Below are 22,877 nucleotides of genomic sequence, written 5' to 3'. Positions count from 1 at the left end.
AGCGGGGGTCGGGCGTGGACCCGCCCGCGGGCTCACCCGGCGTGGAACCGCCCGGCCTCGACGTCCCGCCAGCGACGACGGCTGCGGAACCACGCCGCCGGGCCCGCCGGGAAGCCCCGGAGCTCGTGGTAGGCCAGCGACCGCGGCACCCCGGCGTCCGGGACGGCAGGGGTCGCGGGATCGACGGGCGCGGACTCGACGGCAGCGGGGGCCGGTGCGCTGCCGGTGCGCAGCCGTCCGACCGTCTCGCGGAGCTTCACCATCGCGGCGGCGGGCACGAGCCGGGCGAGGACCGCGACGTGCCGTCGGTCCTTGGCAGCGAGGGCGCACATCAGCGCGGTGAACCCGACGCCGTTGCCGTGCAACTGCTTGTGCAGGTCCTCGATGCTCTGCCGGTGCCGGTGGTGCACGACCGCTCGCGGCTCGAACCCGATGCGCCCACCGCGCCAGAGCGTCTCGATGAACATCGCCAGGTCCTCGCCGCCACGGGCCGGGGAGCCCGCGCCGAGCGTGGTGTCGAACCCGCCGACGGCGTCGATCACCGATCGGCGGAACGCCATGTTGGCGCCCGCGCCGTAGGCACCGATGCCGTACACGGCGAAGTGCTTCACGACCGACCCGTCCGGGCGGACCGCCTGCACCCGCGCGTGCCGCATCGTGCCGGCGACGTCGTCGGGGACGATCGTGACGGGCGCGAAGGTGCGCTCGCCGCTGAACCCGCCGTAGTACGCCTCGTACCAGATCTGCGCGGGCGTCGAGAGCTCGGTGGGGAGGATCACGCCGGACACCGCGTCGAGGTCGGCCTCGCGGACGAACCGCGCGCCGAGTGCGCGCAACCACTGCGGGTCGACCCGCACGTCGTCGTCGGTGAACGCGACGACCTCGCCGCGGGCGGCTGCGACCCCGGCGTTGCGGCCGGCGGACAGGCCGGGCCGGCGCTCCGTCACGAGGCGCACGCCCCGACCGGCGAGCAGTGCCGGGAGCCGGTCGTCGGCGGGCACCCGGACGCGGTTGTCGACGACGATCAACTCGTGGTCGGGGTAGTCCAGGTGCTCGAGGACGTCGAGCAGTGCGCCGAGGTCCTCGACGCGGTCCACCACCGTCGAGACGACGACGGAGATCGTCGGCAGGAGGGCATCCGGCACCGGTTCGACGTCGGCGAGCACGGTCTCCCGCAGCGATCCGAGGGCACGGGCGGCGTCGGCGGGGTCGTCGGTGAGCTCGACGTCGAGCGTGCCCGTCGGACGCCCGCCGCGGTAGCCGATCACCAGCGCGGACGAGCCCGTGCCGTCCGCGACGAGGCGGGGGAGCGGTGCGTCGAGGTCGACGTCGATCACGCGTCGGGGTGCGGGGAGTGCACGAGCGGTGCTGGTGGTGGCCATGGTGTGGACGGTAGGTGCCAGGCCGCGGCGGCGACAACGGGGAGCGGGGCCGCTGGCGGTGATCGTGCGGAACCCCGCACGGCAGCGCCGCCGAGCCCCCGGACGAGGGTGAGCGCTCACACCCGAAAAGCGAACGGCGCACGGTGGTCACGAGCAGGTCACGGATTCTTTGCAACCGGTTGCGGACGGCTGAGAGCGGGCGTAGCTTCCTCCTCCAGCAGGCAGCGTCGCCTGCTCCAGGCAGCGTCGACCCGATGGTCCTCGCCTGGTGATCTCAACGTGGAGACGACACTGTGAAGACAACACGCGCCAAAGTGCGGTTCGCATCCGTAGCGGGGATCGCGGTCATCGGCCTCGTGCTGACCGGGTGCTCGAGCGGCAGCTCGGCGTCGGACGACGCCAAGAACGGTCAGGACAGCCGCGGGCCCATCACCTACGTGCAGGGCAAGGACAACTCGAACGTCGTCCGCCCCCTCATCGCGAAGTGGAACAAGGCCCACCCCGACGAGAAGGTCACCTTCAAGGAGCAGTCCGACCAGGCCGACCAGCAGCACGACGACCTCGTGCAGCACTTCCAGGCGAAGGACGCGAACTACGACGTCGTCGACGTGGACGTCGTCTGGACCGCCGAGTTCGCGGCGAAGGGCTGGCTCACCCCGCTCACCGGCAGCATGAAGATCGACACGTCGAAGCTCCTGCCGGCCACCGTCAAGACGGCCACCTACAACAACACGCTCTACGCGGCACCGCAGACCTCCGACGGTGCGCTGCTCTACTACCGCAAGGACCTCGTCAAGACGCCCCCGACCACCTGGGACGAGATGATGCAGGACTGCGACATCGCCAAGCAGGCCGGCATCGGCTGCTACGCCGGGCAGTTCGCGAAGTACGAGGGCCTGACCGTGAACGCCTCCGAGGCGATCAACGGCTCCGGCGGCTCGGTCCTCAGCAAGAGCGGCACGCCGGACGTCGACACGTCCGACGCGAAGGCCGGCCTGCAGAACCTGGTCGACGCCTTCAAGGACGGCAACATCCCCGCCGAGGCGATCACCTACCAGGAGGAGCAGGGCCGCACCGCCTTCGAGGCCGGCAAGCTGCTGTTCCTGCGCAACTGGCCGTACGTCTACAGCCTCGCGAAGACGGACGGGTCGAGCACCGTCAAGGACACCTTCGGCATCGCGCCGATCCCCGGCAAGGACGGCACCGGCGCCTCGACGCTCGGCGGTCACAACGCCGCGATCAGCGTGTACTCGAAGCACAAGGCGACCGCGCACGACTTCCTCGAGTTCCTGGAGTCGAACGAGACGCAGAAGTTCTTCGCCACGCAGGGCTCCCTCGCCCCGGTCGTCGGTGACCTCTACACCGACTCCGAGCTGACGGCGAAGCTGCCCTACCTGCCGACCCTGCTCAAGTCCATCGAGTCGGCCGAGCCGCGCCCGGTCACGCCGTTCTACCCGGCCGTGACGAAGGCGATCCAGGACAACACCTACGCCGCGCTCAAGGGATCGAAGAGCGTCGACGAGGCGATGAAGGACATGCAGGCGGCCCTCAAGACGGCCACCAGCAGCGGCAGTTAGCACCCGAGTACGCGGCGTTCGCCGCATCGGACTGGAGGCGCGGGTCGGCCCCGCCCCGCGCCTCCCGTCCGTCCCATCCTGCGTTCCGACACCCGGCAAGGAGGCCGTCACGTGTCAGCAGCAACCGAGATCCCCGCCGCCATCCCCAACCCGACGGGCATGGAGCCGCAGAAGCGGCGCAAGGGCGGACTCAACGCCGAGCACGGCCGATGGGCCGTGTACCTCATCGGCCCGACGATCGTGCTCCTCGCCATCGTCATCGGCTACCCGGTGGTCAGCGCGATCATCCAGTCGTTCCAGCTCGACCAGGGTCTCGACAAGGCGACCCAGCTCTTCGTCGAGGGCGGCTTCGCCGGCGTGACGAACTACGTGCACTGGCTCGGGCAGCAGTGCGGGAACGTCACCTGCCCACCCGGCAGCCTCGGCTCCCAGTTCTGGGTGTCGATGGGCAACACGTTCTTCTTCACGGTCGTCACCGTCGCCCTGGAGACGGTGATCGGCGTGTGGATGGCGATCATCATGAACCGCAACTTCAAGGGACGCGCCCTCGTCCGTGCCGCGATCCTCGTGCCGTGGGCCATCCCGACCGCCGTCACCGCGAAGCTCTGGTACTTCATCTTCGACGCGAACGGCGTGCTCAACCACGTCATCGGGCAGCAGATCCTCTGGACGAGCGGCGAGTGGGCGTCCCGGTGGGCGGTCATCATCGCCGACACCTGGAAGACCACGCCGTTCATGGCGCTGCTCATCCTCGCGGGGCTGCAGCTCATCCCGGAAGAGGTCTACGAGGCCGGGAAGATGGACGGCGCCTCCACCGTCCAGCGCTTCGTGCTCATCACCCTGCCGCTCATCAAGCCGGCGCTCATGGTCGCCGTCCTGTTCCGCGTGCTCGACGCGCTGCGCATGTACGACCTGCCGGCGATCCTCACCGGCGGTGGCGGTGGTTCCGGCAACGCCACCACGACCCTGTCGATCCTCGTCGTCGAACAGATCCGGCAGGGCTTCAACTCCGCGTCGGCCCTGTCGACCATCACCTTCCTGGTGATCTTCATCGTCGCGTTCGTCTTCGTGCGGTTCCTCGGCGCCAACGTGGTGCAGACGCAGGCCGCCCAGCAGAAGGGGGAGCTCAAGTGACCCTCGCAGCCGACCGTCCCCGGTCCAACGCCCGAACCCGCGACATCGCCGTCGACCGCAGCGACGTTCGGGTCAAGCGCCACACCGGCCCGCGGATCCGCACCGCCGTGCAGGCCATCGTCATCGCCGTCTGGTGCCTCCTGCCGTTCTACTGGATGGTGGTGACCAGCTTCCGCGACGTCGGGTTCACGTTCGACGCCACACCGTGGCCGACGCACGTCACGCTCGACAACTACGCGACGGCGTTCTCCACCGCGCTCGGCAACCACCTCGGGCGGGCGCTCGCGAACAGCCTCCTCATCGGTGGCGTCGTGACGATCATCGCCCTGCTCGTCGGCACGAGTGCCGCGTACGCCCTGGCCCGTCTGGAGTTCAAGGGCAAGTCCCTCATCGCCGGTGCGATCCTCGCGGCGTCGATGTTCCCGGGCGTCGCGCTCATCTCCCCGCTGTTCCAGCTGTTCACGGACATCGGGTGGATGGGCTCGTACCAGGCGCTGATCCTGCCGAGCATCTCGTTCGTGCTGCCCCTGACCGTCTACACGCTCGCGAGCTTCTTCCGCGAGATGCCGTGGGACCTCGAGGAAGCGGCACGCATCGACGGGTGCACCCGCGTGCAGGCGTTCCGACGGATCATCCTGCCGCTGGCAGCCCCGGCCGTGTTCACGACGGCGATCCTGGCGTTCATCTCCAGCTGGAACGAGTACCTCATCTCCTCCCAGCTCTCGAGCGACGCGACGCAGCCGGTGACCGTGGCGATCGCCTCGTTCGCCGGGTCCCAGCCGCACCAGGAGCCCTACACGGCGGTGATGGCCGCCGGCACGATCGTCACGATCCCGCTCGTGGTCCTCGTGCTCATCTTCCAACGACGCATCGTGGCCGGCCTCACCGCCGGTGGCGTGAAGGGGTGACGACCATGGCACAGCGCGGACCGACCCGGCCCACGGCCCGGATCGAGGAGGCCATCGGCTTCGTCGGCACGTTCGGCATCCTGTTCCTCGGGGCCACGGTGTTCTGCGAGCTCACCGGTCGCCCGGCGCTCGGTTGGGCGCTCACGCTGCTCGTCTGCGTGCTCGGCGTGGTGGTGCTCGACCGGTGGCGGGTGTCGGTGCTCCGCCGCACCCGTTCGACCGACGGTGTCGGCGGGGCGGCGCCGGTCCACGCTTCGGTCGCGCGGCCGTCGGCGGCGCCGGTCGCTGCGGCCGGTGCCGGTCCGTCGGGGTGGCGGTCGGATCCGTCCCGCGTCGCCGTGCAGCCCGCGGCGGACGGTCGGGTGCACCGCCACGTCGGGTGGGACGAACTCGCGCCCGCCGGTCGTCGGGCCGCTCGGACGCGGCGCGCCGCGGTCCCGAGAACCGGAGCAGCGCCCGGCACGGCGCTCCCCGGGGCGGACAGTGCGCCGACGGTCGCGCGAGCGCAGACCGGCCCCGTCGCCGACGTGCGGCGGCCGTCGGACGGGTGACGGGCCTCCCGGGACCGTCCATGGGCATCCAGGAGATCGCGACCGTCACGGGCCTGTCGAAGTCGACGGTGTCCCGCGCACTGCGTGGGATGTCGACGGTCGCGGACACCACGATCGACGAGGTGCGACGGGTCGCCGACGAGCTCGGGTACGTGCCGAGCTCGGCGGCGGCCGGCCTCGCCACGGGGAGGCAGCGTGCGATCGGCGTCGTCGTCCCGGTGATCGACCGGTGGTTCTACGTCAAGGCGCTCGGCGGTGTCGACGCCGAACTGCGGCGGGCCGGGTACGACCTGGTGCTGTACAACCTCGGCGGACCCGGCGGCGACCGCGACCGGGCGTTCCGACGGTCGATGCTGCGGCACCGGGTCGACGGCCTCGTCCTGCTGTCGCTCGTGCTCGACGAGACCGAGCGCGCCGAACTGGAACTCACGCGGCACCCCATGATCGTGATCGGCGGTCCGGCGCCGGGCCTCCGGAACGTCGGCGTGGACGACGTCGCCGTGGCCGGGATCGCCGTGGAGCACCTGTGCGGACTCGGGCACCGGGACGTGGCCTACGTCGGCGGCCAGGACGAGGCGGGGATGAACGTGGCGGTGCCGTGGCTGCGCCGGGACGGGTTCGTGGACGCCCTCGCCGCGCGGGGGATCGCGGTGCGGGAGGACTGGATCCTCGACGGGCGGTTCTCCTTCGCGGGTGGCGTCGACGCGGGGGAGGCGTTGTTCGGCGGGCGTGACGGGCGCCGCGGTGTCGGGCGTGACGGCGCGTGGCCGACCGCGGTGTTCTGCGCGTCGGACGAGATGGCGCTCGGGGTGGTGCTCGCTGCGCGTCGAGCGGGCCTCTCGGTGCCGGAGGACGTCTCGGTCATCGGCATCGACGGCCACGAGTACGGCGAGGTCGCCGGGCTGACCACCATCGCCCAGGACCCGGTGGCCCAGGGGCGGGTCGCGGCGCGGGCCGTGCTCGCCGAGGTCGACGGCGGGCTCGCGGGGCCGCTGCCGGCGTCCCCGGCGCACCTCGTGGTGCGGTCGACGACGGGGCCGCCCCGGGCCGTCCGCGCGTAGGCGGTGGCATCGCCGCGCTCCGAACCACGAACGCGACATCGAACCGGGCGCCGTGCCTGGTTCGACGTCGCTTCCGTGGTTCGACGCAAGCCGCGCCGCGCCGCGCCGCCACGCCGCCGCGTAGGGTCGCCCGCATGGAGGTCACCAAGCTCGAGCACGCCTGCCAGATCGTCACCGAGGACAGCGCGCGCCTCGTCATGGACCCGGGCAACTTCACCCGGCCCGTCGACGTCACCGGTGTCGTCGCCGTCGTCGTCACCCACGAGCACCCGGACCACGTCACGCACGAGCAGGTCCGGCGGATCCTCGACGCGAACCCCGGGGCGGTCGTGATCGGCCCCGCCGGTGTCGCCCGGGCGCTCGCCGGCGCGAGCGACGCGGGCGGCGCGGACGGCGTCGTGGTGGACGTCGTCACCGCCGGGGACCGACGCACCGTGGGCCCGTTCGACCTGTCGTTCCACGGCACGCGTCACAACCTGATCCACTCGAGCGTCCCGATCGTCGACAACACCGGTGTCCTCGTGAACGGCAGGCTCTTCCACCCGGGCGACTCCTACACGGTGCCCGACGTCCCGGTCGAGGTCCTCGCCGCACCCGTCGGTGCCCCGTGGCTCAAGGTCTCCGAGATGATGGACTACGTCCTCGCGGTCGGGCCCCGCCTGGCCTACCCCGTGCACGAGGCAACGCTCTCCGACGTCGGCTACGGCATGCACAGCGGTCGTCTCCGCGAGGCCGTGGAGCCCTCCGGCTCGCTCGTCGTCCTCCGTCCCGGGGAGTCGCTCACGATCTGACGGGGGCGGTTGTCCCGCCGCGGCATGGCGGCGCACCCGGGCGACACGCCTCGTTTTGGCACGGCGTCGGGCTTGTGCAATACTTGTCGAGTTGTCGGAACGGCCCCATCGTACAGCGGCCTAGTACGTCGCCCTCTCACGGCGGTAACGCGGGTTCGAATCCCGCTGGGGTCACCACAGGTGGCTTGCCTCCGACTCCGACAACGACCATGACCCCCGCTTCCGGGCGGGGGATTCCCATGTGTGACGGCCCCATCGTACAGCGGCCTAGTACGTCGCCCTCTCACGGCGGTAACGCGGGTTCGAATCCCGCTGGGGTCACACCAGCACGAAAGCCCTCCGGTCCGCCGGGGGGCTTTCGTCGTCCCGGTCGGCTCTGCGAGGCTGACGGGGTGACCAGTGTCGTGCAACTCATCCGTTCCGGTGCCCTCAGCGACGTCGCGGAGTACGCGTACGCCGCGTCCGTGCCCGCCGGCAGCCGACTCGTGTTCCTCGCCGGCGCGTGCCCCCTCGACGCCGACGGCCGGACCGTGGCCGTGGGCGACGTCCGCGGTCAGGCGGCGCAGTGCGTCGAGAACCTCCGCACCGCGCTCGACGCCGCGGGGGCCGGGATCGCCGTTCTCGCCCAGACCCGGGTCCTCGTCGCGTCGACCCGGCAGGCCGACCTCGTGGCCGCGTGGGAGGTCGTCCGCGAGGCCATGGGCGACCACGACGTGCCGAGCACCCTCGTCGGGGTGACCGTCCTCGGGTACGACGACCAGCTCGTGGAGATCGAGGGCGTCGCGGCCGTCACGGACTGACGCGGTACGCTGATCCGGTCGTCAGACCCGGCAGTGGGGCCTGCCGGACCCAACCGCGGCCAGCCGCCAACGGTCCCTATCCCGAGAACACCGCACGCGCGGAGACGATCCGGCGTGCTCGGCGATAGGAGCACCGTGCACGAACGTCCACCCCACCTCCGCTGGTCGATGCTCGGCGTCGTCGCACTCGGCGGGGCGATCGGCACCGGTGTCCGAGCGCTCCTCGCCGAGGTCTTCCCGGCGCACGACGGCATCAGCTGGGCGATCTTCGCGATCAACGTCGTCGGCGCGTTCTGCCTCGGCCTCCTGCTCGAGGCGTTGGCGCACCGCGGCCCGGACGTCGGGCGTCGTCGGGGCCTGCGGTTGTTCGTCGGCACTGGCATCCTCGGCGGCTTCACGACCTACAGCACGCTCGCCGACGACACCGCGCAGCTGCTCGACGTCGGTCGCTGGGGTGCCGGCAGCGGGTACGCCCTGCTCACGGTCGTGGTGGGGCTGTTCGCCGTCGTGGCCGGCATCGGACTCGCCACGGTGCTCCGGTCCGGAGGCGCCCGGTGAACGCCCTCGAACTGCTCCTCGTCGCGGTCGGCGGGGGAGTCGGCGCGGCGCTGCGCTTCCTCCTCGACGGTGTCGTGAAGGCCCGGGTGTCCGGCTTCCCGCTCGGCACGGTCGTCATCAACGTGTCCGGATCGCTCGTCCTCGGGGTCCTGACGGGCCTCGGGCAGGCGGGCACGATCCCGCTCCCGGTCGTCGCGGTGCTCGGAACGGGCATGATGGGTGGGTACACGACGTTCTCGACGGCGAGCGTCGAGACCGTACAGCTCCTCCGATCCGGCAAGCCCCGGCTCGCCGTCCTGAACGGCCTCGGGATGCTCGTCGTCTCGGTCGGCGCAGCCGCGCTCGGCCTGCTCATCGGAAGGAACACATGACCTCGGAACGCCCCGGCGAACTCGTCCTCGTCCGTCACGGAGAGACGGAGTGGTCGAAGAGCGGGCAGCACACCGGCCGCACCGACATCCCGCTCACCGAGAACGGCATCGAGCAGGCGAAGCGCGCCGGCCGGTACCTGGCGGACCGCACGTTCGCGCTGGCGCTGTCCAGCCCGTTGCAGCGTGCCCGCGACACGGCGGCGCTCGTCGGTGTCGACGCGGAGCTCGACGAGGACCTCTACGAGTGGGACTACGGCGCGTACGAGGGCCTCACCACGCCGCAGATCAAGGTCCTCCGGCACGGCCCGTGGGACCTCTGGACCGACGGCGTGCCCGCCGGTGACACCCCCGGCGAGAACGCCGCCGAGGTCCGGGTCCGCGTCGAGCGCATCCTCAACCGTGCCCGACCGGTCCTCGCCGAGGGGCAGGACGCGATCGTCGTCGCCCACGGGCACGTCCTCCGCGCGCTCGGCGCCGCGTGGATCCGCCTCGCACCGCAGGACGGCGCCGTGCTGAAGCTCGGCACCGCCTCGGTGAGCGTGCTCGGGTACGAGCACGGCCGTCCCGTCATCGACGCCTGGAACATCCAGCCCCGCGACTGACGCGTCCGCGCACGCAGCCGCAGCGGGTCTGCGGCGGCCTGCTGCGGACGGGAGGCGCGGTGCCGGCCCGACCCGCCCCTCCCGTCCGCGCAGCCCGCGTCAGACGGTGCGGATCGCGCTCGTCGCGCCCAGCGCGCGACCGCGCCGCCGCTCGATCCCTCGCCCCACGAACAGCAGCGCGACGCTGACGAGTGCGCCCAGGGTGGTCTGCGCGACGCGGTCGAGCGCGAGGAGCTCCGGCGCCTCGGGCAGGCTCAGCCACGACACGGCGAGCGCGAGCGGCGTGAGGAAGAGCAGGCACACGGCGTAGTGCCGCGCGACGAAGATCTCGGCGAAGAACTGCCCGACGACGGCGATCAGGACGATCCACCACGCCGAGGGCTCCAGCAGCAGGATGCCCACCGCGATCACGGTGCCGCCGATCGTGCCGATGAACCGCTGGAACGCCCGGAACACCGTGTGCCGCTGGCGCAGTGCGGGCAGCGTCGACACCACGGCGATGACCGCCCAGTAGGGGTGCCCGAGCCCGGGGATCGTCTCGGCGACGGCCCCGGCGACGAGCGCTCCGACCACGTTGAGGGCCACGGTCTCCCACAGCGCGGGCGTCCGGAGCACCGCGAGCGAACGGTGCTTGCGCTCCGCCAGCGGCCGGAACCGGTGCGGGGCGTGCGGGTGCAGCACGAGGCGCAGGACGGAGCCGGACATCGCGACGAGCCAGGCCCAGACGACCGAGCACGCGATGATCGTGGCGATGACCGGGACGTCGGCCGGCCGGACCGGCACGAGCGACGAGACGAGGAACGCGAACACCGGGAAGATCGGCTGCGCCGGGATCGAGCGGAGGGCGCTCAGCGTGCAGACGGCGAAGACGAGCACGAGGACGAGCCCGACCGCCTGCATCCAGAGCTGCGACCCGGCCAGGGCGACACCCACGCCGGCGGCCATGCACACCGCCTGCATCGCGCCGGCGACACCGGTCGTCACCGCACGCTGCCGGTAGGGCTCGGTCGCGCCGAAGATCGCCGTGAACCCGGCGAACATGGCGAAGGCGGCGTACCCGGGCATCCCGAGGGCGATGAGCAGCGCGAGCGGGGCGCCACCGGCGACCGCGGCGCGGATCGCGCCCTCGATGTTGATGGTCCGGGTCGAGTGCGCAGGTGTCGTCATGTCGCGTCCATCTTCCCACCGCGACGGGTGTCGCGGAGTCGAGCCGCGCCTCCAGGCCGCCGGATCGGCGCGGGAGCACGTTGGTATACCAACCTGCTAGACTCGCCGGACCGAGCCGCGACAGCGGCGCATCGACGACAACGAGGAAGGGTCGCACCCGATGGGAAAGACGCTCGCCGAGAAGGTGTGGGACGACCACGTCGTGGTCAAGGGCGAGGACGGCAACCCCGACCTCCTCTACATCGACCTCCACCTCGTGCACGAGGTCACGAGTCCGCAGGCGTTCGACGGCCTGCGCCAGGCCGGCCGCCCGGTGCGCCGCCTGGACCTGACGATCGCGACCGAGGACCACAACACCCCGACCCTCGCGATCGACCGTCCGATCGCGGACCCGACCAGCCGGACCCAGATCGAGACGCTCCGTCGCAACTGCGAGGAGTTCGGCGTCCGCTTGCACTCCCTGGGCGACAAGGAGCAGGGCATCGTCCACGTGGTCGGTCCCCAGCTCGGCCTGACCATGCCCGGCATCACGGTGGTCTGCGGCGACTCGCACACCAGCACGCACGGAGCGTTCGGTGCGATGGCGTTCGGCATCGGGACGTCCGAGGTCGAGCACGTCCTCGCGACCCAGACCCTGCCGCTCAAGCCCTTCAAGACCATGGCGATCACGGTCGAGGGCACGCTGCGTCCGGGCGTGACGGCGAAGGACATCATCCTCGCCGTCATCGCGAAGATCGGCACCGGCGGCGGGCAGGGCTACGTGCTCGAGTACCGCGGCTCGGCGATCCGTGCCCTCTCGATGGAGGGCCGCATGACGATCTGCAACATGTCGATCGAGGCCGGTGCCCGCGCCGGAATGGTCGCCCCCGACCAGACCACCTACGACTACGTGCAGGGCCGCGACCACGCCCCGACCGGCCAGGACTGGGACGACGCCGTCGCGTACTGGGACACCCTGTCGACCGACGACGACGCGGTGTTCGACGCCGAGGTCTTCATCGACGCCGACGAGCTCGAGCCCTTCGTCACCTGGGGCACGAACCCCGGCCAGGGCGTCTCGCTGTCCGAGAGCGTGCCGTCGCCCGCGGACTTCGACGACCCGAACGACCAGGCCGCCGCGCAGCGTGCGCTGGAGTACATGGACATCGCGGCCGGCACCCCGATGAAGGACATCGCCGTCGACGCGGTGTTCATGGGGTCGTGCACGAACTCGCGCATCGAGGACCTGCGGGCCTTCGCGTCGATCATCCAGGGCCGCAAGAAGGCCGACGGGGTCCGGGTCATGGTCGTGCCCGGGTCCGCACGGGTCCGGCTCGAGGCCGAGGCCGAGGGGCTGGACAAGGTGTTCACGGACTTCGGCGCCGAGTGGCGGTTCGCCGGCTGCTCGATGTGCCTCGGCATGAACCCCGACCAGCTCGCGCCGGGGGAGCGCTGCGCGAGCACGTCGAACCGCAACTTCGAGGGGCGTCAGGGCAAGGGCGGGCGCACCCACCTGGTGTCGCCGCTCGTCGCCGCGGCCACCGCCGTGCGCGGCACGCTCTCCAGCCCGTGGGACCTGGAGACGTCCGAGTCGAACGCCGTCCTGGAAGGGGCAATCTGATGGACAAGATCACCACCGTCACCGGAATCGCCGCACCGCTCAAGCGGTCCAACGTCGACACCGACCAGATCATCCCCGCGGTCTACCTCAAGCGGGTCACGAAGACCGGCTTCGAGGACGCCCTGTTCTCCGGCTGGCGCCAGGACCCCGACTTCGTGCTGAACCAGCCCGAGTACCAGGGCGCGAAGGTCCTGGTGGCAGGCCCGGACTTCGGCACCGGCTCGTCGCGTGAGCACGCCGTCTGGGCACTGCGTGACTTCGGCTTCGCGGTCGTCATCTCGCCTCGCTTCGCCGACATCTTCAAGGGCAACGCGGGCAAGCAGGGACTGGTCACCGCGATCGTGACCGAATCGGAAGTCGAGCGGCTCTGGGCCGAGATCGAGCGGAACCCGGGGGTGTCGGCGACCGTGGACCTGGTGGCGCAGCGCGTGTCGCTCGGGGATGTGGACGTCCCCTTCGAGATCGACGCTTACACTCGTTGGCGGTTGATGGAAGGGCTCGACGACATCGGGCTCACCCTCCGTGACGAGACCTCGATCACGGAGTTCGAATCCCGCCGCTCCCGTTGGCGGCCGAAGACATTGCCGGTGAAGTAGTGAACTCTCTCGTACAGGACGCAGCGGCCGCAGGGGCGCGCGTGGGCCTCAAGTCGGACGAGATCGTCATCCGCGGGGGCAAGCCGCTCGTGGGACGCATCGAGGTCCGCGGGGCGAAGAACCTCGCGACCAAGGCCATGGTGGCGTCGCTGCTCGGTGACACCCCGTCGATCCTCAAGGACGTCCCGGACATCTCCGACGTCAAGGTCGTCCGCGGGCTGCTCGAGGTGCACGGCGTGCGCATCACCGATCCTGCACGAGGCGAGCTCATCCTCGACCCGTCGAACGTCGAGTCGGCGCACTTCGCCGAGATCGACGCCCACGCCGGCTCGAGCCGCATCCCGATCCTGTTCTGCGGTCCGCTGCTGCACAAGCTCGGCGAGGCGTTCATCCCCGACCTCGGTGGCTGCCGCATCGGCGACCGCCCGATCGACTTCCACCTCGACGCCCTCCGTGCCATGGGCGCGGTCGTCGACAAGCAGGTCAACGGCATCCACCTCACCGCCCCGGACGGCCTCAAGGGCGCGTACATCGAGCTGCCCTACCCGAGCGTCGGCGCCACCGAGCAGGTCCTGCTGTCCGCGACCCTCGCCGAGGGCGTCACGGAGCTCCGGAACGCCGCGATCGAGCCCGAGATCATGGACCTCATCGCGATCCTGCAGAAGATGGGCGCGATCGTCTCGGTCGAGCCGAACCGCGTCATCTTCATCGAGGGCGTCCAGTCGCTCCGCGGCTACACGCACCGTGCGATCAACGACCGCAACGAGGCCGCCAGCTGGGCCTCCGCCGCGCTCGCGACCAACGGCGACATCTTCGTCGAGGGTGCGAAGCAGCAGGAGCTCATGACGTTCCTCAACGTCTTCCGCAAGGTCGGCGGCGGGTTCGACATCCAAGAGGACGGCATCCGCTTCTACCGCGAGCTCGAGGTCCTCAAGCCGGTCGTCATCGAGACCGACGTGCACCCCGGGTTCATGACGGACTGGCAGCAGCCGCTCGTCGTGGCCCTGACCCAGGCCGCCGGGCAGAGCATCGTGCACGAGACCGTGTACGAGAACCGCTTCGGCTTCACCGACGCCCTGAACGAGATGGGCGCGGACATCGTCGTCCACAAGGAGGGCCTGCCCGGGCACGACCGTCGCGTCGCCCGCCGTCCCTTCGAGCAGGCCGCGGTCATCACCGGCCCGACGACGCTCCACGCCGCCAACGTCCGCGTGCCGGACCTCCGCGGCGGCTTCAGCCACCTCATCGCGGCACTCACCGCCGAGGGCGAGTCCCACATCACGAACGTCGGCATCATCAGCCGCGGCTACGAGCACTTCATCCCGAAGCTGCGCAAGCTCGGCGCCGACTTCGACTTCGCGGGCTAGCGCGGTGACTGCTGCTCCGGCACCTCGCGGTGACGGTGAGGGCCAGGAGGCGCGGCGCGCCTCCGCCTCGCAGGTCACCACCGGCATGCCCGTCCCTGGGCGCCGGTGGCGCCGCGGGGAGCTGAACACGGCCTTCCGGATCCTCGCCACCGTGGTCATCCCGACCTTCCGCTTCTCCGCGCGCTACCACTGGCACGGCCCGAACCGGTTGCCGGCCGAGGGCGCGTTCGTGCTCGCACCGAACCACTTCACCAACATCGACCCGCTCGTCGTCGGCACGGCGGTCTGGCTGTCCCGTCGGGCACCGCGGTTCCTCGCGAAGGCGTCCCTCTTCAAGGTCCCGGTCTTCGGCAAGATCATGTCCGGCATGGGCCAGATCCCCGTCGAGCGTTCCGGCCGTACCCGGCTGAGCGACCCGCTCGGTGGCGGCCGGTCCCTCATCGAGCAGGGCGGCGCCATCATCGTCTACCCCGAGGGCACGCTCACCCGTGACCCGGACCTGTGGCCGATGCGCGGCAAGACCGGCGCAGTGCGGATCGCGCTCGAGAACGACGTGCCGCTCATCCCGATGGCCCACTGGGGCACGCAGAACATCATGGCGCGGTACGGCAAGAAGCTCCGGCTCATCCCGCCGTCGCGTGTGGACGTCATCGTCGGCGACCCCGTCGACCTGTCGGCGTACCGCGGCAAGCCGATCGACCAGCAGGTGCTCGTCGAGGCGACCGAGCTGCTCATGCGGCACATCACCGCGCTGCTCGAGGAGCTCCGCGGGCAGCAGGCACCCCCGACCCGCTGGGACCCGGCGGCGAACAACCAGAAGGAGACCGGCCGGTTTGAGTGAGCAGCGACCGGGCCTCCGCCCGCACGATGACCACCCGGACCCCGCGGTCGCAGCCCCCGGAGCGGTGGACACCGCCGCGATCCGCGTGGTCATGCAGTCGACCGACAAGCCGCGCGTCGCCGTCATCGGTGCCGGCAGCTGGGGGACCACGTTCGCCAAGGTCCTCGCCGAGGGCGGTGCCGACACGGTCGTGTGGGCACGTCGTCCCGAGGTCGCGCGCGAGATCACCGAGACCAAGCGCAACTCGGAGTACCTGCCCGGCATCAACCTCCCGCGCACCCTGACCGCCTCGACGTCGCTGTCCGCCGTGCTCGACGGCGCCCAGCAGGTGTACGTGTCGGTGCCGTCGCAGACCCTGCGGTCGAACCTCGACGCGATCGCGCCGCTGCTCGCGCCGGGGGTGCCCGTGGTGAGCCTGATGAAGGGCGTCGAGAAGGCGACCGGTCTGCGGATGAGCGAGGTCCTGCTCCAGGGCCTCGGCATCGACCAGGACCGCATCGCCGTCGCGAGCGGCCCGAACCTGGCGCTGGAGATCGCCCGTCGGCAGCCCACTGCGGCCGTCGTGTCCTCGTCGTCGGCCGAGACCGCCAGCGCGGTGGCCGCCGTCGCCACGAACCCGTACTTCCGGTCGTTCATCAACACCGACGTCATCGGCACCGAGTTCGGCGGCGTGCTGAAGAACCTCATCGCCGTGGCGATCGGCATCGTCGACGGCGTCGGCTACGGCGAGAACACGAAGGCGTCGATCATCACGCGCGGGCTCGCCGAGATGACCGACTTCGCGGTGTCGCTCGGCGCGCAGCCCTCGACGCTGTCCGGGCTCGCCGGTCTCGGCGACCTCATCGCCACGTGCCAGTCACCGCTCTCGCGGAACAACACCGCGGGGCGGCTGCTCGGCCAGGGGTACCGGTTCGACGAGGTCGTCCGCCAGATGAACCAGACCGCCGAGGGGCTCGCCTCGGTCGCGCCGATCCTCGAGCTCGCCGCGGCGAACGGCGTCGACATGCCCATCGTGGGGCAGGTCGCCGAGGTGCTCGCCGGTAGGCTCGATCCGCGCAACATCGCGCCGCACCTCACCGAGACCGACGAACCCCAGGGCGAGTGACCGGTCCGACCCCGACCAGCAAGAGGACTGCCATGCCCACGATCGCACCCGTGCCACCGACGACCGTCGCCGTGCTGTTCGGCGGCCGTTCGAGCGAGCACGAGATCAGCTGCGTGACCGCCGGCGGGATCATGGACGTCGTCGACCGTGCCGAGTACGACCTCGTGCCGATCGGCATCACGAAGGACGGGGCGTTCACGCTCCAGCCCGACGACCCGGCGCAGTGGGCGCTGCGTGACGGCACGCTCCCGACGGTGCCCGACAACGGCACCCGCGTGGCGTTCCCGACGTCGCCGGCGACGAACGAGCTCGTGGTCTCGCACCCGGACGGCTCCGTCACGACGATCGCGGTCGACATCGTCTTCCCGATCCTGCACGGCCCGTTCGGCGAGGACGGCACCGTCCAGGGGCTCCTCGAGATCGCCGGTCTGCCGTACGTCGGTGACGGGGTGCTCGCGAGCGCCCTGGCCATGGACAAGCACGTCGCCAAGGCGGTCCTCGAGCACGCCGGGCTCCGGGTCGCGCCGTGGACGACCGTGCTCCGTCGCGAGTGGTCGGCCGACCCGGTCGACGTCGCCGAGGCGATCGCCGCGCACGGGTGGCCGCTCTTCGTGAAGCCGGCACGTGCGGGCTCCAGCATGGGGGTGTCCCGCGTGGACGGTCCCGACGAGCTCGGTGCCGCGATGGACCTGGCGTTCGAGCACGACTCCAAGGTCATCGTCGAGCCGCGGGTGATCGGGCGCGAGGTCGAGGTCGCGGTGCTCGAGGGTCGCGACGGCGTCCCGCGCACGAGCCTGCCGGGCGAGATCGTCGTCGCCGAGGACGGCTTCTACGACTTCGCGTCGAAGTACCTCGGCGGTGACGAGTCGCTGCTCTGCCCGGCCCCGCTCACCGAGGCGCAGACGGACGAGATCCGGTCGATCGGCGCCCGGGCGTTCGAGGCGATCGGCGGCTCCGGGCTCGCCCGCGTCGACTGCTTCCTGACCGACGACGGCTTCGTGGTGAACGAGGTCAACACGATGCCGGGGTTCACACCGCTGTCGATGTACCCGCGCTGCTGGGCGGCGTCGGGCGTGTCCTACGGCGAGCTCGTCCGCGAGCTCATCGAGCTGGGGCGCGCCGCCGTCCGCTGACCCGGGCCTACTGGTCGACGTCGGACGGGTCCAGGCACTGGTGCCCGTCCTTCGGGAGCGTCGACACCGCGTCGGTGACGTCCTGCACGACCTGGTTCGTGGTCTTCGTCGCGTCGATGACGAGCTGGACCGCCGGCGACCGCCCGAATGTCGTGTAGACGATCTGCCCGCCACGGTCGTCCCGGATCCAGTCGACGTCACCGAGCGAGAAGCACGGCAGGTCGGAGACCGTCGGGACGGCCACGCCGCAGTGGTACAGGGCCACCTCGGGGTCGCCCCACGCCGCCGTCGACTGGGCGTTCGTGTTCCGCAGGTCGAACTTCGAGTCGACCGCTGCCGGCAGCCGGACCTGCACGGCCGCGCACGCGGCGGCGTCGGCTGAGGGCGCCGGGGACATCGCGACGGCGTTCGTGCAGCCGGTCAGACCGGCCGCGAGGGCGATCACGACGCCCACGATCGCGGTCTTCCGGGTGGGGCGGCGCACGGTGTCCATCGACGTCCAGGCTACCGTTCTCGTGTGGACGCGACGTACGACGCCTGGGCCGGACCGACCGTGGGGGAGCTCGGCGAACTCGTCGTCCTCGACCGCATCGTGCGCCGGTTGCCCGCCGGCACGCCGCTGCTCGGCCCCGGCGACGACTGCGCGGTCGTGGCGGCACCGGACGGCCGGTTCGTGGTGACCACGGACATGATGGTGCACGGGCCGGACTTCCGCTGGGCCTGGTCCGCACCCGAGGACGTCGGGTGGAAGGCCGCGGCGACGAACCTGTCCGACGTCGCCGCGATGGGTGCGGTGCCGACCGGCCTCGTGATCGCCCTGGCGGCACCGCAGGACACCCCCGTGGCGGTGCTCGAGTCCTTCGCGGACGGGGTGCGCCTGGCGGTCGACGCCCTGGCGCCCGGCTGCGGCGTCGTCGGCGGGGACCTCTCCACGTCGTCGGCGTTCACGGTGTCGGTGACGGCCTTCGGCGACCTCGAGGGCCGTGCCCCCGTCGTCCGCTCGGGTGCCCGCCCTGGGGACGTCCTCGCCGTCTCGGGGGAGCTCGGGCCAGCGGCGCGTGGGCTGACGCGGCTCTTCCGCGAGGGTGTGGACGCCGACGGCGAACCCTCCCGCGAGGCGGTCGTGGCGAGCGGCGCGGACACGGACCCCGACGTCGGACGACAGCGGCGCCCGGTCCCGCCGATCCCGGACGGGCCACGCGCGGCGTCCGCGGGGGCGACGGCGATGCTCGACCTCTCCGACGGGCTGGCGATCGACGCCGGACGGCTCGCCCGGGCCAGCGGGGTGACACTGGCGCTCGACGAGGCCTCCGACAGCGGGCACGTCATCGACGAGGTGGCGCTGCACGGCGGCGAGGACCACGGGCTGCTCGCCGCGTTCCCGCCCGGTGTCCCGCTGCCCGGGGGGTTCCGTCGGATCGGCGTCGTGCTCGACCGGGGCGACGCGGACCTCGTGCGCTGGGGAGTGCCCGTGCCGACGACCGGCTGGGACCCCTACGCCGACTGGGACGGCGCGGCCGGCTGACCGGCTCGCGGGCGCGGCCTCAGGCGGCGGCGACCACGGCCTCCCACGCGACGGTCTCGCCGTAGCTCCGCTTGCTGAACGGCTCGAGCCCCGCGGGCCACGTCGGCTCGGGGGAGCGCTTGCTCCGCTCCACGACCACCACCGCGGCCGCCGTGAGCCGGGGCACGAGCGTCTCGAGCACCTCGGCCAGCTCGTGCTCGGTGACGTCGTACGGCGGGTCGATGAACACCAGGTCGAACGTCCGCACGGTGCCGCGCAGGTACCCGAGCACCGGCTGCGGCTGCACGTCGATCCGCACGCCGGGAACCCGCTGCTGCACGGCCTTCGCGTTCGCCCGGCAGGCCTGCGCCGCCGCCGACGCGCGGTCGACGAGCACGACCTCGACCGCACCGCGGGACGCCGCCTCGAGCCCGAGGGCGCCCGTGCCGGCGTACAGGTCGGCGACGGAGGTGTCGTCGACGAGCCCGCGTGCCTCGAGCGACGAGAACAGCGCCTCGCGCACCCGGTCGCTCGTCGGCCGCGTGCCGGACTTCGGCACCCGGAGCGTCGTGGAGCCGGCGGCGCCGGCGATGATGCGGGTCATGCAGCCACCGTAGCGGGCCACCGGGCGCTCCAGGCGTTCTCCACAGGCGGTCCAGGAGGCGCGGATCGCGTCGGTGCCGCCGGGTACCGTTGACGTGTGGTCACGACCGGAACGACAACCGAGCCGGCGGTGCCGGACCTCGGCCCCGCACCGCTCGACGCGCGGTTGTCGACCGTCCTCGGTGGACGGACGGCGAGCGCGATCGAGAAGGCGTTCGGGTACCGCATGGTCGGCGAGTTCCTCGAGCACGCACCCCGGCGCTACGCCGAACGCGGTGCCCTGACCGCGCTCGACTCCCTCGCGATCGGCGAGTCGGTGACGATCGTGGCCGAGGTCGTCGACGTCCGCGAACGGACGATGCGTGCGCGCCGCGGGTCGATCCTCGAAGCCAAGATCGGCGACGGCAAGGGGCTGCTCACCCTGACGTTCTTCAACCAGGGCTGGCGGACGAAGGACCTCGTGCCCGGTGCCCGCGGCATCTTCTCCGGCAAGGTCGGCGACTACCGCGGCGCACGGCAGCTCGCCCACCCCGACTACGAGCTGTTCGACCGCGACGACCCCCGGGCGACGGCGGACCCCGAGTCCGAGGAAGCCATCCGCTTCTCCCGCCAGCCGATCCCGATCTACCCGGCGACGTCGACGCTGACCTCGTGGCAGATCGCCAAGTCGATGGCGATCGTGCTCGACACGCTGCCCGACGTCCCGGACCCGATCCCTGCCCGGGTGCGGACCCGGCTCGACCTCGTGCCGTTCCGCAAGGCCCTCGAACTCCTGCACCGCCCCGAGAAGGTCGCGGACTTCAAGCGCGCGCAGGACGCCCTCCGCTACCGCGAGGCGTTCGTGCTCCAGACCGCCCTCGTGCAGCGCCGGATCGCCGCGCGCGCCACCGCCGCGACGCCGCGCTCCGCCGCGCCCGGCGGGATCCTCGAACGCTTCGACGCCACGCTGCCGTTCACCCTCACGGACGACCAGCGGTCGGTCGGCGCCGAGATCGCGCACGACCTGGCGGCGGACTGGCCGATGCACCGCCTCGTGCAGGGCGAGGTCGGCTCCGGCAAGACCCTCGTGGCGATCCGGGCGATGCTCACCGTGGCCGAGTCCGGCGGGCAGTCGGCGCTCATCGCCCCGACCGAGGTCCTCGCGGCACAGCACCTCCGGTCGATCGCGAAGTTCCTCGGCCCCGACCTCGCGGCCGAGCTCCGGCCGGTGATCCTCACGGGGTCGCAGTCGACGGACGAACGGCGGCGGGCCCTGCTCGCGGCGGCGTCCGGCAGCTCGCGGCTCGTGGTCGGCACGCACGCGCTCCTCGGCGACCGGGTCGACTTCGCCGAGCTCGGCCTCGTCGTCGTGGACGAGCAGCACCGCTTCGGGGTCGAACAGCGCGAGGCCCTCCGCACGAAGGGGGCCACACCGCCGCACGTGCTCGTCCTCACCGCGACGCCCATCCCGCGCACGGTGGCGATGACGGTGTTCGGCGACCTCGACGTCTCGACGATCACCGGGCTGCCCTCCGGCCGCGCCGGCGTCGAGACCTTCACGGTCCCGCTCGCCGAGCACCCGGGCTGGGAGTCCCGCATCTGGACCCGCATGGCCGAGGAACTCGCCGACGGCCGACAGGCCTTCGTGGTGTGCCCGGCGATCGACGACGCCCACACGCAAGACGACGGCGAGCCCGACCCGGCGAGCGACGACACCCCGAAGCGCGCCCCGGCCACCGTGCTCGCCACGGCGGAACGGATCCGGACGATGCCGGTCCTCGCCGACCGCCGGATCGAGGTCCTGCACGGCCGCATGACGGCGGACGAGAAGGACCGGGTGATGACCTCCTTCGCGGCCGGCACGGTCGACGTGCTCGTGGCGACGACCGTGATCGAGGTCGGCGTCGACGTGCCGAACGCCTCGATGATGGCCGTGCTCGACGCCGACCGGTTCGGCGTCTCGCAGCTCCACCAGCTCCGCGGGCGCATCGGCCGCGGCCAGTACGCCGGCGTGTGCCTGCTCGTGACCGCGGCCGAGGCCGAGACGACCTCGCGGGAACGGGTCGACGCGGTGTCGGCGTCCGACGACGGGTTCGAGCTCGCGCGGGTCGACCTCGAGCTCCGGCGCGAGGGCGACGTGCTCGGCGAACGGCAGTCGGGCGGGCGGTCGTCGCTGAACCTCCTGCGCGTCGTGGAGCACGCCGACCTCATCGTCGACGCGCGCGAGGAAGCCGAGCGCGTGCTGGAGCCGGATCCGCAGCTCGACGGGCACCCCGCGCTCCGCGAAGCCCTGGCCCGGCGGCTCGACGAGTCCGACGCCGCGTTCCTCGGCAAGAACTGAACGCCGGTATCGTCGCTGGCATGGCGCAGATCGCGGTGGTCCCCGGTTCCTTCGATCCCGTGACCCTCGGGCACCTCGACGTGATCGGGCGTGCGGCGGGGCTCTTCGACGAGGTGCACGTGCTCGTCGTGCACAACCCCGACAAGCGGCCCGCGATGTTCGACGCGGTCGACCGTGTCCGCCTCATCGAGGAGTCGCTCGTCGAGACGGGCGTGTCCGACAACGTCCTGGTCGGGGAATGGACCTCGGGGTTGCTCGTCGACTACTGCCGGCAGGTCGGTGCGAAGGTGCTCGTCAAGGGCGTCCGATCCGGCGAGGACGTCGCGTACGAGACCCCGATGGCGATCATGAACCGGCACCTCGCCGACGTCGAGACGGTGTTCCTGCTGCCCGAGGCCGCCCGCGCGCACGTGTCGAGCTCGCTCATCCGTCAGGTGGCGTCCCTCGGCGGCGACGTGACCCCGTACGTGCCGCAGGTGGTCGCGGCGGCCCTCCACGAGCACACCGGGCGCTGAGCGCCGGACGCACGGAACCGGACACGCCCGCCCCCGCCTCGACTCGCAGGCCCGAGCGATGTAGGCTTGTCGATCGTGTCTTCCCACGTGAACAGCCCCTACGCCCTGCGCGTGCGCGACCTCGCGCACCGGCCGGGCGAGATGCGCGAGCACTCGCTCGACATCGCGGTGCCGGATGCGATGGGAGCCGGTGTCATCTCCGTCCGCGAAGGCGCCGAGATGCACATCGACCTCCGGCTCGAGGGCCTGCACGAGGGCGTCCTCGTCTCCGGGCACGCCAGCGCCGAGGCCGAGGGCGAGTGCTCCCGGTGCCTCATCGACATCAGCGAGCCCGTCGAGGTCGATTTCGCCGAGCTGTTCGCGTATGATGCCTCGGAGGATTTCGACTTCT

At 71.7% G+C, this 22,877-nt stretch carries 24 protein-coding genes and 2 tRNA genes; 22 read left to right on the top strand and 4 right to left on the bottom strand.

Annotation, left to right across the window (positions count from 1 at the left end; all coding sequences use genetic code 11):
• Nucleotides 1-32: 32 nt before the first annotated feature.
• The gene (locus ACIPKM_RS18075) at nt 33-1,382 is read right to left on the bottom strand and encodes a glycosyltransferase (protein ID WP_402737257.1); all 1,350 of its coding nucleotides are present in this window, start codon (nt 1,380-1,382) and stop codon (nt 33-35) included.
• A gap of 314 nt (nt 1,383-1,696) precedes the next feature.
• On the opposite strand from ACIPKM_RS18075, the gene ACIPKM_RS18070 reads away from it, so the two are divergent.
• The 12 genes from ACIPKM_RS18070 (at nt 1,697) to ACIPKM_RS18015 (ending at nt 9,735) form a co-directional block, all read left to right on the top strand.
• A complete protein-coding gene (locus ACIPKM_RS18070; RefSeq protein WP_402737256.1) occupies nt 1,697-2,959 on the top strand; it encodes an ABC transporter substrate-binding protein in 1,263 nt (420 codons plus the stop codon).
• 159 nt (nt 2,960-3,118) lie between these two features.
• Nucleotides 3,119-4,093, top strand: coding sequence for a carbohydrate ABC transporter permease (locus ACIPKM_RS18065; RefSeq protein ID WP_071296132.1), 975 nt, complete (start codon nt 3,119-3,121; stop codon nt 4,091-4,093).
• Between the two features lie 95 nt (nt 4,094-4,188).
• The gene (locus ACIPKM_RS18060; protein ID WP_402737261.1) at nt 4,189-5,001 is read left to right on the top strand and encodes a carbohydrate ABC transporter permease; all 813 of its coding nucleotides are present in this window, start codon (nt 4,189-4,191) and stop codon (nt 4,999-5,001) included.
• 5 nt (nt 5,002-5,006) lie between these two features.
• A complete protein-coding gene (locus ACIPKM_RS18055; RefSeq protein WP_402737255.1) occupies nt 5,007-5,552 on the top strand; it encodes a hypothetical protein in 546 nt (181 codons plus the stop codon).
• Nucleotides 5,553-5,572: 20 nt separating this feature from the next.
• On the top strand, nt 5,573-6,613 hold the full coding sequence (locus ACIPKM_RS18050; protein WP_092386715.1) for a LacI family DNA-binding transcriptional regulator: 1,041 nt from the start codon (nt 5,573-5,575) through the stop codon (nt 6,611-6,613).
• Nucleotides 6,614-6,747: 134 nt separating this feature from the next.
• Entirely contained in the window at nt 6,748-7,404 is a 657-nt protein-coding gene (locus ACIPKM_RS18045; protein WP_402737254.1) for an MBL fold metallo-hydrolase, read from the top strand.
• Between the two features lie 101 nt (nt 7,405-7,505).
• Nucleotides 7,506-7,581: transfer RNA gene (locus ACIPKM_RS18040), tRNA-Glu, on the top strand.
• Between the two features lie 71 nt (nt 7,582-7,652).
• A tRNA-Glu gene (locus ACIPKM_RS18035) sits at nt 7,653-7,725 on the top strand.
• Between the two features lie 71 nt (nt 7,726-7,796).
• Nucleotides 7,797-8,204: a RidA family protein gene (locus ACIPKM_RS18030; protein WP_402737253.1), complete on the top strand. Its 408-nt coding sequence runs from the start codon at nt 7,797-7,799 to the stop codon at nt 8,202-8,204.
• Between the two features lie 168 nt (nt 8,205-8,372).
• A complete protein-coding gene (locus tag ACIPKM_RS18025; RefSeq protein WP_402737260.1) occupies nt 8,373-8,762 on the top strand; it encodes a fluoride efflux transporter FluC in 390 nt (129 codons plus the stop codon).
• Nucleotides 8,759-9,133, top strand: coding sequence for a fluoride efflux transporter CrcB (gene crcB / locus ACIPKM_RS18020; RefSeq protein ID WP_071296136.1), 375 nt, complete (start codon nt 8,759-8,761; stop codon nt 9,131-9,133). The genes ACIPKM_RS18025 and crcB overlap by 4 nt, the downstream gene beginning before the upstream one ends.
• On the top strand, nt 9,130-9,735 hold the full coding sequence (locus ACIPKM_RS18015) for a histidine phosphatase family protein (protein WP_070416429.1): 606 nt from the start codon (nt 9,130-9,132) through the stop codon (nt 9,733-9,735). The genes crcB and ACIPKM_RS18015 overlap by 4 nt, the downstream gene beginning before the upstream one ends.
• A gap of 99 nt (nt 9,736-9,834) precedes the next feature.
• Here ACIPKM_RS18015 and ACIPKM_RS18010 read toward each other — a convergent pair whose 3' ends face one another.
• Entirely contained in the window at nt 9,835-10,902 is a 1,068-nt protein-coding gene (locus tag ACIPKM_RS18010) for an FUSC family protein (protein WP_229086633.1), read from the bottom strand.
• 160 nt (nt 10,903-11,062) lie between these two features.
• Here ACIPKM_RS18010 and leuC point away from each other — a divergent pair, with 160 nt between their 5' ends.
• From leuC to ACIPKM_RS17980, 6 genes are all read left to right on the top strand, one after another.
• Nucleotides 11,063-12,502, top strand: a complete 1,440-nt coding sequence (leuC, locus tag ACIPKM_RS18005; RefSeq protein WP_402737252.1) for a 3-isopropylmalate dehydratase large subunit — start codon at nt 11,063-11,065, stop codon at nt 12,500-12,502.
• Nucleotides 12,502-13,098 carry a 3-isopropylmalate dehydratase small subunit gene (gene leuD, locus ACIPKM_RS18000; RefSeq protein WP_070416426.1) on the top strand — a complete coding sequence of 199 codons (597 nt, stop codon included), beginning with the start codon at nt 12,502-12,504 and terminating at the stop codon, nt 13,096-13,098. The genes leuC and leuD overlap by 1 nt, the downstream gene beginning before the upstream one ends.
• Nucleotides 13,098-14,465 carry a UDP-N-acetylglucosamine 1-carboxyvinyltransferase gene (gene murA, locus ACIPKM_RS17995; protein ID WP_071296140.1) on the top strand — a complete coding sequence of 456 codons (1,368 nt, stop codon included), beginning with the start codon at nt 13,098-13,100 and terminating at the stop codon, nt 14,463-14,465. Before leuD ends, murA begins: the two co-directional genes overlap by 1 nt.
• Before the next feature lie 85 nt (nt 14,466-14,550).
• The gene (locus ACIPKM_RS17990; RefSeq protein ID WP_071296141.1) at nt 14,551-15,306 is read left to right on the top strand and encodes a 1-acyl-sn-glycerol-3-phosphate acyltransferase; all 756 of its coding nucleotides are present in this window, start codon (nt 14,551-14,553) and stop codon (nt 15,304-15,306) included.
• Between the two features lie 91 nt (nt 15,307-15,397).
• Nucleotides 15,398-16,411: an NAD(P)H-dependent glycerol-3-phosphate dehydrogenase gene (locus ACIPKM_RS17985; protein WP_070419107.1), complete on the top strand. Its 1,014-nt coding sequence runs from the start codon at nt 15,398-15,400 to the stop codon at nt 16,409-16,411.
• Between the two features lie 32 nt (nt 16,412-16,443).
• Entirely contained in the window at nt 16,444-17,544 is a 1,101-nt protein-coding gene (locus tag ACIPKM_RS17980) for a D-alanine--D-alanine ligase family protein (protein WP_071302178.1), read from the top strand.
• Between the two features lie 7 nt (nt 17,545-17,551).
• On the opposite strand, the gene ACIPKM_RS17975 is transcribed toward ACIPKM_RS17980, so the two are convergent.
• Nucleotides 17,552-18,037 (bottom strand): DUF3515 family protein, encoded by a 486-nt coding sequence (locus ACIPKM_RS17975; protein ID WP_071302177.1) that lies wholly within the window; start codon nt 18,035-18,037, stop codon nt 17,552-17,554.
• 24 nt (nt 18,038-18,061) lie between these two features.
• Between ACIPKM_RS17975 and thiL the strand changes: the two genes are divergently transcribed.
• The gene (gene thiL, locus ACIPKM_RS17970; protein ID WP_402737251.1) at nt 18,062-19,069 is read left to right on the top strand and encodes a thiamine-phosphate kinase; all 1,008 of its coding nucleotides are present in this window, start codon (nt 18,062-18,064) and stop codon (nt 19,067-19,069) included.
• Between the two features lie 19 nt (nt 19,070-19,088).
• Here the strand turns inward: thiL and ACIPKM_RS17965 are convergent, their stop codons facing one another.
• Nucleotides 19,089-19,652: an RsmD family RNA methyltransferase gene (locus tag ACIPKM_RS17965; protein WP_070416420.1), complete on the bottom strand. Its 564-nt coding sequence runs from the start codon at nt 19,650-19,652 to the stop codon at nt 19,089-19,091.
• 129 nt (nt 19,653-19,781) lie between these two features.
• On the opposite strand from ACIPKM_RS17965, the gene ACIPKM_RS17960 reads away from it, so the two are divergent.
• The 3 genes from ACIPKM_RS17960 to ACIPKM_RS17950 form a co-directional block, all read left to right on the top strand.
• The gene (locus tag ACIPKM_RS17960) at nt 19,782-21,971 is read left to right on the top strand and encodes an ATP-dependent DNA helicase RecG (protein ID WP_402737259.1); all 2,190 of its coding nucleotides are present in this window, start codon (nt 19,782-19,784) and stop codon (nt 21,969-21,971) included.
• A gap of 20 nt (nt 21,972-21,991) precedes the next feature.
• Nucleotides 21,992-22,486, top strand: a complete 495-nt coding sequence (gene coaD / locus ACIPKM_RS17955; RefSeq protein WP_402737250.1) for a pantetheine-phosphate adenylyltransferase — start codon at nt 21,992-21,994, stop codon at nt 22,484-22,486.
• A gap of 75 nt (nt 22,487-22,561) precedes the next feature.
• A partial coding sequence (locus tag ACIPKM_RS17950; RefSeq protein ID WP_402737249.1) for a YceD family protein occupies nt 22,562-22,877 on the top strand: 316 nt, incomplete at its 3' end.

Source organism: Curtobacterium sp. NPDC086286 (assembly GCF_044746255.1).
Classification (GTDB): Bacteria; Actinomycetota; Actinomycetes; order Actinomycetales; family Microbacteriaceae; genus Curtobacterium.
This window is presented reverse-complemented; position numbering and strand designations above follow the sequence as displayed.

What these genes read in the sequence shown, in the direction of transcription:
- ACIPKM_RS18010 (WP_229086633.1), bottom strand. Translation starts at nt 10,902, where the DNA reads ATGACGACACCTGCGCACTCGACCCGGACCATCAACATCGAGGGCGCG.
- ACIPKM_RS17985 (WP_070419107.1), top strand. Translation starts at nt 15,398, where the DNA reads ATGCAGTCGACCGACAAGCCGCGCGTCGCCGTCATCGGTGCCGGCAGC.
- ACIPKM_RS18025 (WP_402737260.1), top strand. Translation starts at nt 8,373, where the DNA reads ATGCTCGGCGTCGTCGCACTCGGCGGGGCGATCGGCACCGGTGTCCGA.
- ACIPKM_RS18075 (WP_402737257.1), bottom strand. Translation starts at nt 1,382, where the DNA reads ATGGCCACCACCAGCACCGCTCGTGCACTCCCCGCACCCCGACGCGTG.
- ACIPKM_RS17975 (WP_071302177.1), bottom strand. Translation starts at nt 18,037, where the DNA reads ATGGACACCGTGCGCCGCCCCACCCGGAAGACCGCGATCGTGGGCGTC.
- ACIPKM_RS17965 (WP_070416420.1), bottom strand. Translation starts at nt 19,652, where the DNA reads ATGACCCGCATCATCGCCGGCGCCGCCGGCTCCACGACGCTCCGGGTG.
- leuC (WP_402737252.1), top strand. Translation starts at nt 11,063, where the DNA reads ATGGGAAAGACGCTCGCCGAGAAGGTGTGGGACGACCACGTCGTGGTC.
- ACIPKM_RS18065 (WP_071296132.1), top strand. Translation starts at nt 3,119, where the DNA reads ATGGAGCCGCAGAAGCGGCGCAAGGGCGGACTCAACGCCGAGCACGGC.
- ACIPKM_RS18055 (WP_402737255.1), top strand. Translation starts at nt 5,007, where the DNA reads ATGGCACAGCGCGGACCGACCCGGCCCACGGCCCGGATCGAGGAGGCC.
- ACIPKM_RS18050 (WP_092386715.1), top strand. Translation starts at nt 5,573, where the DNA reads ATGGGCATCCAGGAGATCGCGACCGTCACGGGCCTGTCGAAGTCGACG.
- ACIPKM_RS17980 (WP_071302178.1), top strand. Translation starts at nt 16,444, where the DNA reads ATGCCCACGATCGCACCCGTGCCACCGACGACCGTCGCCGTGCTGTTC.
- ACIPKM_RS18015 (WP_070416429.1), top strand. Translation starts at nt 9,130, where the DNA reads ATGACCTCGGAACGCCCCGGCGAACTCGTCCTCGTCCGTCACGGAGAG.
- ACIPKM_RS18045 (WP_402737254.1), top strand. Translation starts at nt 6,748, where the DNA reads ATGGAGGTCACCAAGCTCGAGCACGCCTGCCAGATCGTCACCGAGGAC.
- ACIPKM_RS17990 (WP_071296141.1), top strand. Translation starts at nt 14,551, where the DNA reads ATGCCCGTCCCTGGGCGCCGGTGGCGCCGCGGGGAGCTGAACACGGCC.
- leuD (WP_070416426.1), top strand. Translation starts at nt 12,502, where the DNA reads ATGGACAAGATCACCACCGTCACCGGAATCGCCGCACCGCTCAAGCGG.
- coaD (WP_402737250.1), top strand. Translation starts at nt 21,992, where the DNA reads ATGGCGCAGATCGCGGTGGTCCCCGGTTCCTTCGATCCCGTGACCCTC.